The 15,779-nt window shown below is 52.2% G+C and carries 14 protein-coding genes; 12 read left to right on the top strand and 2 right to left on the bottom strand.

Annotated features, from left to right (window positions below):
- Positions 1 to 328 precede the first annotated feature (328 nt).
- The 7 genes from GOX45_RS16315 to GOX45_RS16285 all read left to right on the top strand — a co-directional run bounded on the left by GOX45_RS16315 (position 329) and on the right by GOX45_RS16285 (position 7,730).
- Positions 329 to 1,027: a hypothetical protein gene (locus GOX45_RS16315; protein WP_171102226.1), complete on the top strand. Its 699-nt coding sequence runs from the start codon at positions 329 to 331 to the stop codon at positions 1,025 to 1,027.
- Between the two features lie 336 nt (positions 1,028 to 1,363).
- Positions 1,364 to 2,470, top strand: a complete 1,107-nt coding sequence (locus GOX45_RS16310) for a LacI family DNA-binding transcriptional regulator (protein ID WP_171102225.1) — start codon at positions 1,364 to 1,366, stop codon at positions 2,468 to 2,470.
- A gap of 23 nt (positions 2,471 to 2,493) precedes the next feature.
- Positions 2,494 to 3,849, top strand: coding sequence for an ABC transporter substrate-binding protein (locus GOX45_RS16305; protein WP_171102224.1), 1,356 nt, complete (start codon positions 2,494 to 2,496; stop codon positions 3,847 to 3,849).
- Between the two features lie 81 nt (positions 3,850 to 3,930).
- Positions 3,931 to 5,175, top strand: a complete 1,245-nt coding sequence (locus GOX45_RS16300; RefSeq protein WP_171102223.1) for a sugar ABC transporter permease — start codon at positions 3,931 to 3,933, stop codon at positions 5,173 to 5,175.
- Positions 5,175 to 6,389 carry a carbohydrate ABC transporter permease gene (locus GOX45_RS16295; RefSeq protein ID WP_171102222.1) on the top strand — a complete coding sequence of 405 codons (1,215 nt, stop codon included), beginning with the start codon at positions 5,175 to 5,177 and terminating at the stop codon, positions 6,387 to 6,389. The genes GOX45_RS16300 and GOX45_RS16295 overlap by 1 nt, the downstream gene beginning before the upstream one ends.
- 4 nt (positions 6,390 to 6,393) lie before the next feature.
- Positions 6,394 to 6,684, top strand: coding sequence for a hypothetical protein (locus tag GOX45_RS16290; protein ID WP_171102221.1), 291 nt, complete (start codon positions 6,394 to 6,396; stop codon positions 6,682 to 6,684).
- The gene (locus tag GOX45_RS16285; protein ID WP_171102220.1) at positions 6,684 to 7,730 is read left to right on the top strand and encodes an ABC transporter ATP-binding protein; all 1,047 of its coding nucleotides are present in this window, start codon (positions 6,684 to 6,686) and stop codon (positions 7,728 to 7,730) included. The genes GOX45_RS16290 and GOX45_RS16285 overlap by 1 nt, the downstream gene beginning before the upstream one ends.
- 52 nt (positions 7,731 to 7,782) lie before the next feature.
- Here GOX45_RS16285 and GOX45_RS16280 read toward each other — a convergent pair whose 3' ends face one another.
- Positions 7,783 to 8,550, bottom strand: coding sequence for a phytanoyl-CoA dioxygenase family protein (locus tag GOX45_RS16280; RefSeq protein ID WP_171102219.1), 768 nt, complete (start codon positions 8,548 to 8,550; stop codon positions 7,783 to 7,785).
- A 96-nt stretch (positions 8,551 to 8,646) separates the two neighbouring features.
- Between GOX45_RS16280 and GOX45_RS16275 the strand changes: the two genes are divergently transcribed.
- On the top strand, positions 8,647 to 9,465 hold the full coding sequence (locus tag GOX45_RS16275; protein WP_171102218.1) for an AraC family transcriptional regulator: 819 nt from the start codon (positions 8,647 to 8,649) through the stop codon (positions 9,463 to 9,465).
- 165 nt (positions 9,466 to 9,630) lie between these two features.
- Here GOX45_RS16275 and GOX45_RS16270 read toward each other — a convergent pair whose 3' ends face one another.
- Positions 9,631 to 10,521 (bottom strand): helix-turn-helix domain-containing protein, encoded by an 891-nt coding sequence (locus GOX45_RS16270; protein WP_171102217.1) that lies wholly within the window; start codon positions 10,519 to 10,521, stop codon positions 9,631 to 9,633.
- Between the two features lie 76 nt (positions 10,522 to 10,597).
- Between GOX45_RS16270 and GOX45_RS16265 the strand changes: the two genes are divergently transcribed.
- The 4 genes from GOX45_RS16265 (at position 10,598) to GOX45_RS16250 (ending at position 15,667) form a co-directional block, all read left to right on the top strand.
- Complete coding sequence (locus GOX45_RS16265; protein WP_171102216.1) at positions 10,598 to 11,869, top strand: extracellular solute-binding protein; 1,272 nt, start codon at positions 10,598 to 10,600, stop codon at positions 11,867 to 11,869.
- A 249-nt stretch (positions 11,870 to 12,118) separates the two neighbouring features.
- Complete coding sequence (locus GOX45_RS16260; RefSeq protein ID WP_217350504.1) at positions 12,119 to 12,793, top strand: carbohydrate ABC transporter permease; 675 nt, start codon at positions 12,119 to 12,121, stop codon at positions 12,791 to 12,793.
- Positions 12,790 to 13,626, top strand: coding sequence for a carbohydrate ABC transporter permease (locus tag GOX45_RS16255; RefSeq protein WP_171102214.1), 837 nt, complete (start codon positions 12,790 to 12,792; stop codon positions 13,624 to 13,626). Before GOX45_RS16260 ends, GOX45_RS16255 begins: the two co-directional genes overlap by 4 nt.
- Before the next feature lie 43 nt (positions 13,627 to 13,669).
- Positions 13,670 to 15,667: a beta-galactosidase gene (locus tag GOX45_RS16250; RefSeq protein WP_171102213.1), complete on the top strand. Its 1,998-nt coding sequence runs from the start codon at positions 13,670 to 13,672 to the stop codon at positions 15,665 to 15,667.
- The last annotated feature ends 112 nt before the right edge of the window (positions 15,668 to 15,779 follow it).

Here is a 15,779-nt window from a genome sequence, read left to right as displayed (position 1 = left end):
TAGAGAATCTGCAAAACGCAAAGATTCAAATTTCCGCTTTTTGCTTGGGATTCTTTGAAATACGGGAGTAATTCTGCGTGAGAAGCTAAGTTTTGGTGACAGAAAATCAGCGCTGACCACATATAGGGTGACAAATTGGGGCCAATAGGGTGACATGTATCTGTCACCTATAACCAATATACCGAAATTTCTTTTGATTTTGGAAAATTGGATTTCGCTCCCGTTTTTCGAAGTGAGTTGACAAACTACGGGATTTCACCACACTGATTGCAACAAATGGAATCGGACGTCGAAACCGATCCGCATCAGGCACAGCGGCAGTATCAAAATGGAAATAAAACGATTTACAGGACCTCAAGCCGGATCCCAGAAATATGACCTTCTGACTGCTATGTCCGTCGCCGGGCTCAATGGAACGAAGGGATTTCAATGTTCGATGATGCGGCTCATTGCATTGGTCACTGCTCGATACAATTGGCGAGTCGATGAACTGACGGTGGGGCAAAAGGAAATGGCGCGCCTTTGGTCGGTTGATCAGCGCACCGTCAAGCGGGAGGTCAAGCGGTTGACAGAATGTGAAATCCTTCTTCAACTTCGACCTGGGGTTCGAGGTCGTGTAGCCGCATATCGCCTGAACTACAGCGAGATTTTCCGGCTCAGTGAACCGACTTGGAAAAATGTTGGATCTGACTTTGTCTCGCGTATGGAGGCCCAGACTCCAAAACCCGAGAACAAAGTTGTTCGTGTTCAGTTTGGACAGGACGTACCAGTGACCTCGGACCCAACAGAGCAGGACCTGAAAAACCCTTGGGGCAGGGCGCTTCGTCGTCTTTCGCAGTCCGAAACGCTATTGTTCAAAAGCTGGTATCGCGATCTCGAACATGTGCAAACACAAGATCAAATCGTCACACTGCGAGCACCCAGCAAGTTCATTGCGCAATACATCCAGTCACATCATTTGAAACCCCTGTTAGGGGCGATCCAGCTTGAATTCGGGCAGTCTTTCAAGGTTGGTCTGATCGAGTAACACCTGCTGCTGATATTTCTCGGGGTATGCGGAAAATAGCGCCAAGTAAGTTCACAAAACGAACGATACGCACGCGGCTCCAAGGTCAGGCAAAAAGAGGGCAGGGGAGGGGTATTCCCGGATCCACAACTCAGAATAGTTAGAGCAAAAATGCCCGCTTCTGGGGCCTCAGATTTTGACCGATTTGGCTTGAAATAGCTGCAAATGATCATCTCTCCCGACGTGCCGTGATGGGTTCAAAAACCGACGCGATTCTAAGCAGAAATTTCTTAAGCGATTGATCAATATGGAAAATCTTTTGTTGCCGAAACCGGTTTCGAGTGTAAGATTGCTCGCATGGGGGAGAATACCGCAGATCAAAACAGCTTGTCCAAGCGACCTACGAAGGTGACAATCCAAGATGTCGCCCGTTCTCTCAATATGACCAAGGGTACCGTCAGCCGCGCGCTGAACAATTATGGGGACATCGCCGCTGAGACACGCGCACGTGTGAGAGCAGAAGCGGACCGGATGGGATATGTCCCAATGGCTCTGGCTCAGGCAATTCGTACGGGCAGGGCAAAATCCATCGGTCTTGTGATTCAAGAAGATGAACTTGGGGGGTTTGCTCCGTTCTTGGCCGATTTTCTGGCAGGTGTATCTACCGCGGCCAGTAAAAGCGGTTGGACTTTAACCGTAGCAACAGCCAACACCATGGACGGTGTTCTGGAAGTGCAATCCAGGCTCATAAGTGAACGTAAGGCTGATGGTTTTATTCTTCCGCGCTCGCGGGTTTCGGATCCTCGGGTCGACAAATTGGTTCAGGCCAATGTCCCGTTCGTTGTTTTTGGCCGGGAACCAGAAGGCATTCAATGCGACTGGTTCGATGTTGCGGGCGAAGATGCCATGCATGATGCCGTTTCGCGGCTAGTGAAATTTGGGCATTCGCGAATAGGGTTTTTGAAGGCCGGCGAGGACTATGTCTATTCCGGCCTCCGCGAGCGAGGCTATGTTCAGGGCTTGGCTTCCGCAGGATTGCCGTTCGCACCAGAACTCGTCGCAAAAGATGTGATGACACTAGAACAGGGCTCCATCGCCGCTCGTAAATTGCTCAGCTTGGAGGTCCCGCCAACGGCTATCGTTTGTTCGGTCGACCGAGCGGCACTTGGTGTTTACAGGACAGCATCAGAAGCAGGCATGGAAATCGGAAAAGATCTTTCGGTCATTTCCTATGACGGGATTCCTGAAGGCGAATTCGCAGTGCCCGCGCTGACAACCTACTCAGTCAATCGCCGTCATGCGGGAACACGGCTGACGCAGATATTGATTGATCGCATACGCAATTCCGATGCTGAAGCATTTTTGGAACTTGTGCCAGCTCAACTGATCGAACGCGCCTCTGATGGGCCACCTCGATGCAATTCGGCTGACTTGGCTAAACTCTGGCACACATCATTAAACTAGCTGTTCTTACAGGGAGGTAGAACATGAAAATCTTGAAAAATTCCACGTTATTGGTCGGCGCGAGCCTGATGGCCACGATTGCTGTGGCAGACATGCTTGCGGCTCAGGAATTGCGTGTCTGGACCACAGAAACTCAGCCTGCGCGCTTGGAACGTCAGCAAAAAATGGCGGCAGATTACGAGGCTGCGACCGGTGTGAAGGTGGAAATGATCCCTGTGGATGAACAGGAATACGGTACGCGCGCAACCGCGGCCTTTGCGGCCGGTGACTTGCCAGATGTGATCTATTATCCGCTCCAATATGCACTTCCCTGGACCGAAGCGGGAATCCTGGATGCCGAGGCCGCGCAAGAGGTCCTTGAGGAACTGGGAACCGAAACTTTTGCCCCGGGACCGATCAATATGGCCCAGACTGAAGATGGGGTCGCAGGTGTTCCCGTCGATGGCTGGACTCAGATGATCGTCTACCGGAAGGATCTGTTTGAAGAGAATGGCCTAGAGCCCCCCACCTCTTATGCGAATGTTCTGGCTGCTGTAGAGGCATTGCATAATCCACCAGAGATGTTTGGATTTGTTGCTGCAACCAAGGTCGACGAAGGCTTTATGAGTCAGGTCTTGGAGCATGTGCTTCTCGCCAATGGCGCAACCCCCGTTGATGAGAACGGGTTCAAAGGTTTTGATGAAGCCAACACCATCGAAGCCTTGGAGTTCTACAAAGCCATCGCTGAAGCGTCGCCTCCTGGTGAACTGTTCTGGAAGCAATCTCGTGAGCTTTATTTCGCGGGCCAAGCCGCAATGATCATCTGGTCACCATTTATCATGGATGAATTGGCCGGGTTGCGGGACGCAGCTCCTGTTACCATCAACGATGACCCAACGTCTCGTGAATTGGCCAACGCAACGGGCTTTGTCACAAACTTTTCTGGGCCTTCAAATCCAGATGGCGCGGCATGGGCCGACTCACGCTATTTCGGTATTACAGCGGATGCCGACACTGAAAAAGCGCAGGACTTTGTTCGGTTCGCTGTAAGCGACGGTTATATGGATACGCTTGCTATTGCACCTGAAGGCAAGTTTCCAAGCCGAAATGGTACCGCAGAAAACCCAACCACCTATATTGATGGCTGGTCCAAGCTGGATGTGGGCGTTGATCGCCGCGCACCGCTTTCCGAGCTTTACGATGCGGCTGTTATCGACAACATCGTTGCTGGCCTAGATGTCGGCCAGCGTTGGGGTGTTGCTGAAGGTCAGTTGGGCCTGGCGTCCAAGATCATCAACAGCCAAGCCATCAACCGTGTTGTGCGTGAGTACATTGACGGTGACATTGACGCAGCTGCAGCAGTTGCGAAAATGAACGAAGAACTGGCTTCGATCGAATAGGCATCAGACCTTTCTCGAAAATCTGATCGGCGGTTGTGTACCGCCGGTCGGTGCCTGCGAATTCCCAGACAGGAGAGGTCGATGTCGACTGCAGTACCACCAAAGGGTACGGGGCCACTTGCCAGACGCGAAGCGCGGTTGGCTTGGGGGCTTCTGTTTCCAACCATCTTCTCTGTCTCACTTGTGGTGATCTTGCCGTTGCTGGCAATCTTCTGGGTCAGTTTTAAGCCGATTGGGCTCGAAGACCTTCGACCACCAGAAACCGTTGTTCGTGAACAGTTGCGCGGAAGACCAGCCGAGGCAGGTGACGACGCGACGCTCAGGTATCGGATACGGAATTCCAGCCAAAACAAACCACTGTCCAATGTCTCGATAATCGATACTTTGCCGGATGGCTTGACTGTCGTTCAGGTGGATGAACGTTGTTCGATCGATGGCGTGCTGCTGACTTGCGAGTTGGGAGATTTTGAAGGCGGCCAACGCGAAAACATTGAGATCGATGTGACGGTGAGCCAGGCATTCCTGGACGCTGATCCCGATCTTGAGGATACTCCAACAATCACCACGGGCACGGGCGAGAACATTCTGACGAACTCAGAGTTCACGCTCGAGAATTTTGCGCGCATCTTTGATGGCCGTGAATTCTGGGCTGTTCTCTATGCAACTATGTTCTACACAATAGTCGGAACAATCGGAGCCCTTGTGGTTGGTCTCTTCGCGGCGTTGCTTTTGAACAAGGAGTTTCGAGGAAAAGGCATCATGCGTGGCCTTTACTTGTTTCCCTACGTTGCTCCGGTCATAGCCGTGGCGTTCTCATGGGTGACACTTTTCGACCCGTTCTCCGGCTCTGTGAACGCTTTGCTGGTTCAAATGAACGCCATCGACAGCCCAATCAACTTTTTCGGACAGCGGCCTCAAGCACTTATCATGGTGACCGTTTTCGAGATATGGCGATATTTCCCGCTTTCGTTCCTGTTTATTCTTGCCCGGATGCAGTCCATCGACACCGATATGTACGAGGCAGCGGATATGGATGGTGCAAGTCCTTTCCAAAAATTTTGGTATCTGTCATTGCCAATGCTGCTGGGCATTCTCAGCGTATTGTTTTTACTCAGGTTCATTTGGACCTTTAACAAATTCGACGACATCTTCCTTTTGACGGGTGGTTCGGCCGGTACGCGTACTTTGACAGTTAATGTCTACGAGCAGGCTTTTGCTGTCTCCAACATTGGTGCAGGTGCGGCCGTAGCAGTTGTCATTTTCGGCTTTCTGCTGGCGTTCTCGATCTTTTTCTTCAAGTTCATGAGCCGGGAGGAAGGGCTGTGATGCGGGTGATCCAAAACGGCTATATCACAGCGGCAGTTATCGGTTGGTTCTGGGCCTACACCATAGCCATCGTTGTCGCGGTCCTAATGTCTTTCTCAACGGGCGACCCGTTCAAGCCTTCGTTCATGTTTTCGCTGCTGCTAGGAGCGGGAACCGGGCTCGGTACACTTTTCTACCGACATAAATTAACCATGGCGGCGGGGTTGATGCTTTTGTCGATCCTGCTTGGCATGATTGGTTTCGGTCCAATCATTGTTGGTGAAGAGGCTGGCACATTCGGGACAGTTGTCTCGGCAGCTTTGTTCGGGCTTTTTACTGCGTGGCCGTTGCTCACAATGCTTGAAAGCTTGGTTCCGGGTCAGCTGGACAAACATGAATTCGAAGAGGCGGTTATCCATTTTCTGACCGGATTTGGGTATATTTTCTTCACCACAGCAGTGTTGGTTCCATTCTATGTGATGGTGATGACCAGCTTGAAGAACCAACAAGAGCTGTTGCAAAATCCGTTGGACTTTACGATCGACTTCTCCAAAGGCACGGACCTTTTTCGCAGCTATGTCGAGCTTTTTGCTGACTTCAATTTCGGGTCGTATCTTTGGACGAGTTTCTACGTCTCTGTCCTGACCGTTTTCATAACCTTGGCGTTTTCGATCCCCGGGGCCTACGCAGTCGCGCGACTGAGGTTCAAAGGTCGCGCTGCGTTTGGCCGTTCGATCCTGCTTATCTACATGGTTCCGATGATCGTTCTTGCGTTGCCGATCTACATTGTTTTTTCGATGACCGGGCTCAGAAATACAATTGTTGGCATCGTCATGATCTATCCTGTGACAACGATCCCTGTCGCTTTGTATATGCTGCAGGGCTATTTCCGAGGCTTGCCCTCCGAGGTTGAGGAAGCAGGTCTAATGGATGGCCTTTCACGCATTGCAGTCATTTGGAAAATCACCTTACCTTTGGCTCTGCCGGCACTTGCCTCTGTCAGTCTCTATGTCTTCATGATCGCCTGGAACGAGTTTCTACTGGCTTTCATGCTGTTGGATGACCCAGCGAAATTCACGCTTACGCGGGGTGTCGCTTCGTTGAATTCATCTGAGGTACCGCGCCAGCACCTGATGGCCGGGGCGGTCATCGCGACCTTGCCGATCATGGCGATTTTTCTCGGGCTAGAACGCTTCATGACCAAAGGCCTCACCGCCGGTTCGGTAAAGGGCTAGACCGATGGACCAGATCGTTTATTACCGCAGACAAACGGTGGTTTGGCTTTCAAAAGTTAATGAGAGCCCGGCCAAGCCTTTGGGTCCGGGCCGTCTTGATGCGCGTCCCACTCGCGGCTTCGAAAATGTGAAACAAGCCGCCGCCCAGAAATTCAAAGCGTACAGTCTGGTTGATGAACCGCGCACCGCTGGCGATTCACAATTGAATACGAAAGCTCTGCTTTGTGGGGGCGAAATTTTGGGCACAGCTGGGGTCTGCGTGACTTCTGCTTCGCCATTCAAAGGAGGACACTGATGGGTTCGATAAAGCTGGATGCCGTAGAAAAATGGTACGGTGATCTTCAAGTGATCAAAGGTGTTGATCTCGAGATTCAAGACGGTGAATTCATCATTTTCGTTGGTCCGTCAGGGTGCGGAAAATCGACTCTTCTGCGTATGATCGGTGGTTTGGAGGAAACTTCGCGCGGCGCGATTGTCCTTGATGGTACGGACGTGACCGATCAGCCCCCGTCCAAACGCGGGTTGTCGATGGTGTTCCAGTCTTATGCGCTTTATCCCCACATGACAGTCCGCGACAATATGGGGTTTAGCCTAAAAACCGCAGGGGCGCCCAAAGAAGAGATCAGACAAAAAGTTGACGAAGCAGCTCGGATCTTGAAACTTGAACCCCTGCTTGAACGTCGACCGAAGGATATGTCGGGCGGTCAACGCCAACGTGTAGCCATTGGCCGGTCTATTGTTCGGGCTCCAACAGCTTTTCTTTTCGACGAGCCGTTGTCGAACCTTGATGCGGCGTTGCGCGTTGAAATGCGCTTGGAAATTGCCAAGCTGCATCAGTCGCTTGAAACCACGATGATCTACGTCACCCACGATCAGGTCGAAGCCATGACATTGGCCGACCGTATCGTGGTCCTGGATGCTGGCCAGATCGCGCAAGTCGGAACGCCACGAGAGCTTTATAACAACCCTCAAAGTTTGTTTGTGGCTCAATTCATCGGCAGCCCCAAGATGAACATCCTACCTTGCAGCGCATCAGCAGGTGAGTTCCACTTGGAAGACGGGCGGGGTGGTGCCTATGGCGGCGGCGGTTCTCCAGTGAAACTGGGTATCCGGCCAGAACACATTACTGTGGGCCAGCCTGGCAGCGGGAACTGTGATGGTGATATTGAAGTGGCCGAATATCTCGGGGCTGACATATTCCTTTTTGTCGATTGCGGCGCATTGGGTGTTGTCAACGTCCGTGTCGAAGGTGGTGCCAATTTCAAAGTGGGGGACAAGGTGGGACTTGCTTTTGCGCCTGATCGCTTGCACTTCTTCGATGAAAACGGCCTAGCCACCTGACAACGAAGCTGAGGTAGACATCGGCAACGATCGCATTGATCAAGTCGGTCGCCTATCGAGGCGACCCTGCCGCGTCTCGTGAGATCGCGTGGTTCCACCCAGACAGGACCAATTGTTCGTTCGGGTGCTTGTTTCCATCCTCGATTTGATCTTTTCCGTCATAGATCTGGCACAAGACTGTTTTGCGTATCTTGTTCGAACGGTTGGGCATCGAACCGTGCAATGTGAAATAATGGAAAAATACGACATCGCCCGCCTTTGCTTCTACGACTGTGGCGTTTTCTATCGGATGGGCATCCAAAACATTGTTCGCTTGTCGGCCATTCGCCCCTTCGATCCGCCCAAGTTTGTGAGAACCGGGATAGACCCGGAGACACCCCATATCATCTGTTGCGTCTGAAACATGAATTATTCCAGCTATCATGCTGTCGTTCTTGATCGGAAAATACGGCCAATCCTGATGCATCGGAAAGGGTGAGCCATTCTCGGATGGTTTCTGAAAAAGCTTGGAATGGTGAAGGATGAGATCATCGCTGACGATTTGACGAACGACATCTAGAAAGCGGGTGTTCAAAAAAGCATCTAACCAAAGTCGCGAATACCTCTGCACGTTATGGGTATGTAAAATAACATCATCTTCGCTTGCCAGTTTACGAGTTTCTGTTCCATCCCAAGTTGCATCAATTTGGTCGCCGCTTCGGTTTATTTGATCAACGATAGCGTCAAATTCCTCTTCCAGAGACGCAATCATATCAGTGTCAAAAACACCTTTTGCATGGTAGTAACCATTCTCGGAAAAGAACTCAGCGACGTTTGACATACTTCCATCCTCATGCACGCGATAGAAGAAACATAGTGTGCTGAACCAACCAGCTGAATTGCAAAACATCGGCAAAACATTGCATAATCCGTGATAATGACCGCTATCGACATTATCCCGGCACTTACACCAAACGAAGGATTTCGTGTCTGGCGTCGCAGCACGAGACGGAAATACGATTCAGCACCTCGGCGTTTGCCTGAGTGGAACGTTCTAATCTGTGTCAAGGGTCGGGCGCGCTATTTCGTTAATGGTACAATCGTGCAGTTTCGGCCGCGCGCTGTTCTTGTCCTGCCACCGGGTGACAGCCATTTCCTCATAAGTGAGACCAGTGAGGCGGACTTTGTCGTGGCACTTTTCGACCCACAAATATTGAAGCAGACCCCGGTTCATCCTGATGTCAGCAGCATGCCAATCGGAGGGCACCGTCAGCTAAAGCTGTTGGAGGAGAGTGCGTATCGCGAAGTGGTCGAAATGGCCCAGACTTTGATAAACGAGGAACATCCTTCTGCTCTTCGGGTCGGCATCGAATGGTGGTTGCACCGCGTTTGGCGCCATTATCTCACTGCTGGAGAGACAATTCGTCAAGACGGATTGCATCCAAGCGTCGCGCAGGCTTTGACCCTGTTGAAAGATGATCCAACGCGTAGCGTCGCAAGCATAGCAAACAGTGTGCCGCTGAGTGGTGATCATTTAAGTGTTCTGTTTCGTCGCCAAATTGGAACAACCCTAAGCGGCTACCGTACAGCACTTCGGATTGAGATGGTTGAGGACATGGTGCTCGGTGAGCCTAGTATTCGCCTCGAAGAAGCTGCCGCCAAGGTTGGTTTTGCGGATTATTCGTCATTCTATCGCGCGTATCGGAAGCTTAGGGGACAGGCGCCGCGAAACCTGCGCTCACAATCAGACGGATGAACAGCAAGCTGACAGTTTCGAAAGCACCTGACGAGGATACCTTTGAAACTGGATGATCTGTTCGGCCAAAAGGTTGATATGCGCGGGTTTGATACGCCGGGACGCGCAGATCAGGTAAGTGTCCGACACGCGCACTTGTCGTGGTGTGAAATCGTGCCGGTTTCATTATTGTGCAAGGCTTCTGAATTGTGTTGGGCTCAGACCTGTGTGTTTTCGAAAGCACCGGTTGAAGTTTGAAAGCGACCCAAAGCCACTTTCCGTAGCAATTTTTAGGATATTGTCCGTGCCGCGCATCAGCATGGCCTGCGAATAATTAAGCCGCAACAACTGGATGTATTCGTTCATCGTAACTCCTGTTGACCGCTTGAAAACGCTCATGGCGTACTTTGGGTGCAGCCGCGCGACTTCGGCGACGGCACTGGCGTTCAAGTCTTCGCGGAAGTTCTCGACGAGAAAATCTAGAATTCGCTTTACCTTTTCGTTTGTCGATGGGTCCGGAGCAACTGCAGAAGCATCGTTCGGGCTTGCCAAAACGAAGTCTTCGAATGCAATCCGTTCAATTCGAAGGATCAGTTCCTCACCAGCGTGTTGCATCAGTTTAGCGTCACCCGAGCGCAAATATTCGCAAATACGGCGAAACGCGTGCCTGTCCTCGCGCGAACGGGACTTCGACAGGAGCGCACTTCCCTGCATCAGGGCTTCGCGGATCGTTTCGGGCAAGCGCAACCGGAAGTACATCGATAGGGGCAAATGGATTGCTTCGACCAAAGTCGTATCTTCGCATTCGCTCAAACGGTGCGGCAGTCCACCCCAGAACAAAGCGATTTCGCCAGCTTCTACCGTAAACTCGCGACCACACATTTCATAGGTAAGGGCGCCCTCGAATACATAATTGAGTTCAATCTGCATATGCCAATGGGCGAGCTTCATTATTGCAGCTTGACCGCGACCAATCACGATATCATTCGGCGCAAGTTCAACAGTCGATTCGGCGGGGTTCCAGATCTTTGGTCCTCGAATCTTACTATCTGCGCAATATTCCTGACTGTCAGGCAAGACGTGGCTCCTTCCTTGACGAATGATACTCACAGAGCGGCTTGGGGCAAGCCGCGACATCAGTGGAGGAGAGACCATGAAAAAAGTGATGTTGCCGACAGCAATCTGTCTGGCTGTTTCTACGGGTTCCGTTCAAGCCGAAAATGACATCACCGTATGGGCTTGGGGGAGTGCTGCACCAGCTCTGCAAGCAACGGTCGACGGGTTCAACGCACAGCACTCCGATATCAAGGTCACGATTGAACAGAATGGGTATTCGGATGTCAAAAGCAGGGTCTTGGCAGCTTGTGCTGCCGGTGGGGCAGGGCTGCCTGATATATTCCAGTTCCAAAATGTCGAGATGGAGTTGATTACTGCACAATTCCCGGACTGTGCCGCTGACCTTGTTCCGTTGGGCTTTGACCAAAGCGCACAATCTGCTTTTCCCGACTTCAAGCTTTTTGCGCAGAAACAGGGTGATCGTGTGCTTGGGATGCCCTGGGACAGTGGGCCTGTGATGATGTTTTATCGCCGTGACTTCTATGAAAACGCAGGGGTTTCGCTTGAAGATATCGAAACGTGGGACGACTTCATTGAAGCGGGGAAAAAGGTGCAAGCTGCCAATGATGGCGTCACCATGATCAATGACAATCTCAACGGTGGAGCAGAGTTCTTTCGAATGATCGCCGAGGAACAAGGTTGCGGCTATTTCTCGGCCGATGGCAATCAGATCACGATGGCGCAGCCAGGATGCGTAGCTGCGCTTGAAGTGATTGGCAAATTGAACGAGGCGGGTTTGGTCACTGCGGCCAACTTTAACGAAAAACTCCAAAACAACGCAGCAGGTGTGGTTGCAACGCAGATGAGTGGCGCCTGGATGGAAGGCCCAATCCGCAACAACGCGCCAGAAGACCAAGCAGGTAAATGGGGTATTTACGAGATGCCCAGTGTCGTCGACGGCGGCGCACGCGCGGCAAATTTCGGTGGCTCGCTTCTGGCCGTCGCTGGAAACAGCGATCAAAAGGAAGCCGCATACGCGTTCCTGTCTTATGCGCTTGGGTCGGTCGAGGGCCAGGTCACTATGCTGAAAGACCAAGGTCTGGTGCCATCGCTGACGACTGCTCTGAACGATCCTTTTGTAAGTGAGCCGAGTGCTTTCTGGGGCGATCAGGCGATTTGGACAACGGTGCTTGGCCGCTTGGAACGGATTCAACCGATCAACGGTACCGAGTTCTTTAGTGACGCAGACCAGGTCATGATCGCAACGCAGACCGCGTTCCTGAACGGCGAATTCGAGAGTGCTCAGGCCGCTCTTGATGATGCTGCAAAGCAAGTCAGCTTTGCAACAGGGCTCGCGGTGGCAGAATAATTCCACGAATATCGGGCGCGCGCCAACGTATCGGTCGCGCGCCCATCGGAGGACAGCCAATTGCGTTTGCGCACAAAAACCGCCTACGGCTTTATCGGCCCTTACTTGTTAATTTTCATAACGTTTTGGGCTTGGCCGATCTTGTATTCCTTTTACTTGTCCTTTCTTTCGACGCGTCGTGCACCTTGGTCCTTTGATCCGACCATGACCTGGGGTCGGCTGTCGCAGGACCCTGCGTTTTACAATGCTTTGAAGAATACGCTGACAATACTAGCAATACAGGTTCCGATCATGATCTCGTTGGCCTGCGTTCTGGCCGTGATGCTTAGCTCTTCGCTATTGCGAGCCAAAGGTATAGTACGTTTCGCATTCTTCGCGCCGGTCGTGATCGGGGAAGCAGCTTATGCAGCGGTTTTTCGACTGATGTTCAACGCTGAATTCGGGATTGTGAACAAGGCGCTGGTCGGTATCGGGCTCCCTAAGATCGACTGGTTTGCTAACCCGACGGCGGCGATGGCATTGATCATCCTTGCTGTCACCTGGCGATGGGTCGGCTACAATGCGATCATTTTGCTCGCGGGGCTCCAGTCTATTCCGAAAGATGTCTACGAAGCCGCTACTTTGGATGCGGTATCACCGCGACAGCAGTTTCTGTATATCACTTTACCGCTGATTAAGCCTGTCATCGTTTTTTGTCTGGTCCTGTCGACTATTGGTTCGATGCAGCTTTTTGCCGAGCCGTTTTTGATCACAAATGTCGGTGGGCCGGGTGGCGCGACCGAAACGCTTGGGTTGTTCCTATATAAGCAAGCTTTCCTGAACCTGAACTTCGGATATGCCTCTGCGATCGCCTACACCATCGCCGCGCTCGCTCTTGTGATCTCTGCTGTGAACCTTTGGGTCTCGCGTGAGGATGAAGCATGAGCGTGCAAAACAGTACAACGCGTTGGCGGGCGTTCGGTCTACATGCCTTTATTCTGCCATTGGCGCTCGTCTGGCTCATGCCGATCTGGTTGATGTTCGTGTTCGCGACGCTTGGGGACAAAGCCATCTTTTCCCCAGAAATCCAGCTATGGCCCGGTTCAGAGTTTTTCACCAATTTCGAACGTCTTCAGGAAGACCTCGATTTCGTCCGGACAGTCTTTGTCAGCTTTGTTGTCGCTCTTGTTTATACCGCTGCTTCGGTGGTGCTAACGTCAATGGCTGGCTGGGCAATCGCGATCTACAGTTTTCGCGGAAAATGGGTCGTTCTGGGCCTAATATTGGGCACACTGACTTTGCCGTACTTTGTAGTTGTAATACCGCAATTCATCATGGTTGCCCGAGACTTTGGTCTTTCAAACACCTGGGTTGCGCTTGTTGTGCCCCCGCTTTTCAATTCGCTTGGCGTGCTATTTATGCGGCAAGCATTTGCATCAATGCCAAAAGAGCTTTTTGACGCAGCGCGCGTCGAAGGGGTCAAAGAATGGCAGATATTTGTCTTTGTAGCGATGCCTCTGGCAAAGCCAATGCTGGCGGCGCTTTCGATCATTTTGTTCCTGCACTCCTGGAACAACTATCTGTGGCCTCTGCTGATCTCAAACGACAAAACGATGATGACCGCACCAGTCGCGCTCGGCTCACTATTTGGGTTGGTCGACGTGTCCTGGGGTGGGGTCATGGTTGGGGCGACCTTGATGACCGCACCCATGCTTGTGGTCTTTGTTTTCCTGCAGCGTTTCTTCCTCGCGGGGATCACCGCAGGTGCTGTCAAATGACCAATTCACATGCTTTCCAATAAACCACCCATAGGTCCAATTCATGCCTCTTAAGCCGCTTTCACATCAGACGCTTGGCGTTTGCTACTATCCTGAACACTGGCCGCAGGATCGCTGGCCACAAGATGCGCGCATGATGGTCGAGGCTGGGATAGAATTTGTCCGGATCGGTGAGTTCGCATGGTCGCGGCTGGAACCGGAACCCGGTCGCTCTGACTGGGCTTGGCTTGACCACGCTTTTGAGATCTTGGCCGAAGCGGGTTTGAAGGTCGTTTTGGGCACCCCAACCGCAACACCGCCCAAATGGCTTGTCGATGCAATGCCAGACATGCTGCCCGTTGGGGCTGATGGTCGGGTGAGGGGCTTTGGATCCCGGCGACACTATTGTTTTAGTCATAAGGGTTACAGGGCCGAATGCGCTCGGATCACAACTGCTTTGGCAAAACGCTATGGTGAACACCCAGCCCTCGCGGCCTGGCAGACCGACAACGAATATGGATGCCACCGGACAACGCTTTCCTATTCGCGGGCTGCACTATTGGGTTTCCGAGACTGGCTTGCCCAACAATATCAAAGTATCGAAGCGCTAAATCGAAGTTGGGGCAATGTATTCTGGTCGATGGAATACAGATCATTTGATGAGATCGAGCTGCCAGTGGGGGCTGTGACGCAGGTTAACCCGTCCCATTTGATTGATTTCCGCCGATTTGCTTCTGATGAAGTGGTGGCCTTCAATCGGTTGCAGACAGAAATCATCCGTCTCCACTCACCCGGTCGGGCAATCAGCCACAACTTTATGGGCAAGTTTTTCGAATTTGACCACTACGCCGTAAGCGCCGATCTCGATATCGCAACTTGGGATGCGTATCCTTTGGGTTTCCTCGATCGCGAGATAGGGGATCCGGTTTTTATGGAGCGGTACATGGGTGTTGGTCACCCGGATTTTGACGCGTTTCATCATGATCTATACCGAACTTGTGGCCAGATGCGGCAGGGCACGGAAAACGGGCGCTGGTGGGTAATGGAACAACAGCCACCGGGGCCGCTTAATTGGGGCGCATTCAATCCGGAACCCAAACCCGGCGCGGGGCGACTCTGGGTATGGGAGGCCTTTGCGGCTGGAGCAGAGGTCGTAAGCTTCTTTCGGTGGCGTCAACCACATTTCGCACAGGAACAGATGCACGAAGGCCTACTGTTACCTGACGGAACGCCAAATCATGGGTACGAGCTTTGCAAAGAGATAACAGCGGATCTGGCCACTCACACCCCTGTGCCTGTGAACACGAGATCTGATGTCGCTCTTGTCTTTGACTACGACAGTCAATGGATGACCGAAATCATGCCCGTCGCTGAAGACGCGTCACATTTCGATAGCGTCTTCCGTAGCTATTGCGCCCTGCGACGAGCTGGGATCAGCGTTGACATCATACCGCCGTCGGCAGACGCCATTTCCAACCGCAAACTGATTGTGATGCCCATGCTCGTGCACTGTACTGATGCCTTCGCAGAAGCGCTCGACCGCAGTGAGGCCGTCATTCTTGCAGGTCCTTGGACGGGGGCAAAGACGCGTAACCTCGCTATTCCTGAAACCCTACCACCGGGTCCGCTTCAATCACTCATCGACATCGCATTGCGGCGCGTCGAAACTCGGAGGCCCTTTGCACCATTCAAGATCGCCAACAGTGAGGCCTTTGACGGTTGGCGCGAGGACATTGTACCAGGAGAAAGTGTTGACGTGATCGAACGGCTGGAAACAGGTGGGCCGGCTGTTTTGCAGAAAGGCAAAGTGGTTTATGTCGCCGGGCGCGGGGACGAAAAAATGCAAGACAAACAAGTGCGTCGAGCGCTTGATCTGGCAAAGATCAAATGGACAGATCTGCCCGACGATCTGCGAATCCGCGATAACGGGCAACTGAGCTATGTGTTTAACTATGGAAGCAAAACGCGAGATATTACTTCGATTGCCAAGGGCCGGAAACTTGAAATGGGGTCTTTGCAATTAGAGCCGTGCGGCGTGACCTGTCTTGGACCGCGCGTATAAAAACTGAGCATCCGTAAACCGGTATAGAACCAGCGGCAGGCCGAGTGCGAAGCGCCGGATCGTCAGTTGGGCTGGTGGTCTTAGCTGTGGTTTCTGATCGGACCAGAACAGG

Origin of the sequence: Ruegeria sp. HKCCD7255 (assembly GCF_013031565.1) — a bacterium.
In the GTDB taxonomy this organism is placed as follows: domain Bacteria; phylum Pseudomonadota; class Alphaproteobacteria; order Rhodobacterales; family Rhodobacteraceae; genus Ruegeria.
This window is presented reverse-complemented; position numbering and strand designations above follow the sequence as displayed.

Bases quoted from the DNA above. Each gene is read 5' to 3' on its own strand.
- GOX45_RS16310 (WP_171102225.1), top strand. From the start codon at position 1,364: ATGGGGGAGAATACCGCAGATCAAAACAGCTTGTCCAAGCGACCTACG.
- GOX45_RS16285 (WP_171102220.1), top strand. From the start codon at position 6,684: ATGGGTTCGATAAAGCTGGATGCCGTAGAAAAATGGTACGGTGATCTT.
- GOX45_RS16295 (WP_171102222.1), top strand. From the start codon at position 5,175: ATGCGGGTGATCCAAAACGGCTATATCACAGCGGCAGTTATCGGTTGG.
- GOX45_RS16250 (WP_171102213.1), top strand. From the start codon at position 13,670: ATGCCTCTTAAGCCGCTTTCACATCAGACGCTTGGCGTTTGCTACTAT.
- GOX45_RS16255 (WP_171102214.1), top strand. From the start codon at position 12,790: ATGAGCGTGCAAAACAGTACAACGCGTTGGCGGGCGTTCGGTCTACAT.
- GOX45_RS16275 (WP_171102218.1), top strand. From the start codon at position 8,647: ATGACCGCTATCGACATTATCCCGGCACTTACACCAAACGAAGGATTT.
- GOX45_RS16315 (WP_171102226.1), top strand. From the start codon at position 329: ATGGAAATAAAACGATTTACAGGACCTCAAGCCGGATCCCAGAAATAT.
- GOX45_RS16280 (WP_171102219.1), bottom strand. From the start codon at position 8,550: ATGTCAAACGTCGCTGAGTTCTTTTCCGAGAATGGTTACTACCATGCA.
- GOX45_RS16305 (WP_171102224.1), top strand. From the start codon at position 2,494: ATGAAAATCTTGAAAAATTCCACGTTATTGGTCGGCGCGAGCCTGATG.
- GOX45_RS16300 (WP_171102223.1), top strand. From the start codon at position 3,931: ATGTCGACTGCAGTACCACCAAAGGGTACGGGGCCACTTGCCAGACGC.
- GOX45_RS16290 (WP_171102221.1), top strand. From the start codon at position 6,394: ATGGACCAGATCGTTTATTACCGCAGACAAACGGTGGTTTGGCTTTCA.
- GOX45_RS16265 (WP_171102216.1), top strand. From the start codon at position 10,598: ATGAAAAAAGTGATGTTGCCGACAGCAATCTGTCTGGCTGTTTCTACG.